Annotated in this window: 1 protein-coding gene; it reads left to right on the forward strand. The window is 36.1% G+C overall.

The window, feature by feature from the left end; genetic code table 11:
* The first annotated feature begins 209 nt into the window (after positions 1 to 209).
* Positions 210 to 1814, forward strand: coding sequence for a hypothetical protein (locus QHH19_07205; protein MDH7518107.1), 1605 nt, complete (start codon positions 210 to 212; stop codon positions 1812 to 1814).
* Positions 1815 to 2362 lie beyond the last annotated feature (548 nt).

The raw sequence follows: 2362 nt of genomic DNA on the forward strand, positions 1-2362 counted from the left end.
ACTCAAACATAGAGACATCTCCATGAGGATCAACAATTAACTTCGCAGTACCAAGCCTGCTAATCTTCCAAGTTTAAACTATCGCCATGAATAACGATAAGTTTATATAAATAATCGCCATGAATAACGATAAGTTTATATAAATAAATTACTATAAATCTATAAATATGAGATAAAAGTTACTGTTTTTGGGGAATACTATGTTGGTAGTGAAGAAAAAAACTCAAATCCTTATTGCAGCAGTTATTATGGTAGCTGTTATCGTTTTGTCGATTTTTGTATATGTATTTATATATAGAGAAGAGAAAAAAGAGGAAGAAGTTGTTGAGGTCCCAAAGATCCCGATTACATCTATTCTTACCAAAACATATGATGAATTAAAACAAGAAGGTTGGTTGGATAAGATAGATATTGTTGACGACAGGATCAATCCGTTAACAACTCACGCAGTATCATTAGAAGTAAATCGGATAAGAAAAAAAGGAATAGAGGCCCAGATGAGGAAAATGGGAGGATGGTTGAAGAGGGTGCCGGATTATCGCTATGAGGCAGTAATTCATGATGGTTTTTGGAAGAGTCGCCAAATAAACAAATGGGATACAGATTATGTTGGATGGGAGGCGTTCAGAAAGGTAGATGAAAAACTTGAGAAATGTACAATTGAGTTTAAGCTTTATGAAACTCAGAAAAAACTTTTTAAAACAGTAGATGTAGAAAAAGATAGCTTTACAATTGTTTATGATACTAGAACAGGGCGATGGACTGGAGATGACTACTATGGTGATAAAGATGGTTATGGTTATTTCAATGGTGATACTTTCGAAGTATGGTTTTGTGTTCACCAATCAGATTACGACGGAGATGGTATACCATATTGGGTTGAGGTAAATATACTTGGAACTGATCCAACCGTGGATGACCGTTATCTCGATCCAGATAAAGATGGGGTAACAACTGATTGGGAGTGGAAATGGGGGTACGACCCATTTACTTGGGATGATCATGAGAAACTTGACCCTGATGTTGATGGTATTGAAAACATTGAGGAATACGGTTTAAGAAAATATCTTGCAAATCCATACAGAAAAGATATCTACGTTGAAGTAGATTTTATGGAGAAAGAACCAGGTATTTTTGGTGATGAACATATGCTTTGGGAGGAAAGCCAACAGATGGTTATGGATAAGTTCGTCGAGCATGATATTACCCTTCATATAGATGATGGGATCATGGGTGGTGGAGGAGAATATTTTGAGTTTTACGAGCCATATGTTCATCAGGAAGGCGGTATTGTGTCTGAATATTACAAATACCATTTCGCTGATGAAAGAAAAGGAGTGTTCCGTTATTGTGTAGTTGTTCATTTTGCTGGATGGTGTCATCCGCAGGATTCTAAACTTGTTTATGATGTGATGGCTATCCCATGTTGTAGGGAGGTTTATAGGAGTTTTTTCCCACCTGCGATATTGCCGCGTCAGAAAAGAATTGCGACGGCTTGTGGTTTTATGCATGAGCTTGGACATACATTGGGTCTTAGACATGAAACAAACCCTGGGATTGATAATGCAACATTTATGGGTAGAGGTTTGGAGGATGTACCTTTAATAAAACGTATACAGCAGATGTATGAGAGTGCAAAATACTGGAAAAACTATAGAAGCTGTATGAACTATCTCTTGTTTGGAATGTATGAGCTTGGTTATTCAGATGGTACACATGGTGAAAACGATGTTGATGATTGGAGTATGATTGATTTAACATACTTCCAGAGACACGATCCTCTTGGTGTTGAGGGGCTCGAAGCGAAGAAGTAGATGTAACATAATCTCTTAAAAAATTTTATTTTCTTCGAGTTTGCAAGCTTTACTTCGTGCCTCTGCTCTGTTAAGATCTTGTGTAGTTCTCTCCACATTCCGCATGCTTCTATCGCTATGGTTATATCTGGACTTGGGATGCCGCAGAGGAATTTTTCTACTGCTTTTTTTGAAGATGGAAATGTGTATTCTCTTTTGATATTTTTATCTTTGTCCATTATACATCCTGTAAGGTTTTCTTTGTGGATGTCTATTCCACATTAGAGTTTTTCCATGTTTCATCTTAATCTCAATTTAACATTTTGTAAGCGAGAAATCCCCAGACTTTAGTTATGAGGAGGAAACGCACTCATTTATCTTCAAATAAAAACTTTTCTTATAAAATCAAAAGCAACTGAATAAATCAATTTTATCTTTATCTTCAGTAGATCGGCAAGTGAAAACTTAAATGTGTATATGAGGTAAGTGCATTGGGTAATAAGGATGCACTCAACAACATATACACAAAAGGACATAGGAAGGTTTCTTAAAAAATCTCTCAAAAACAA

This window comes from Candidatus Thermoplasmatota archaeon (assembly GCA_029907305.1).
Classification (GTDB): Archaea; Thermoplasmatota; E2; order DHVEG-1; family DHVEG-1; genus JARYMC01.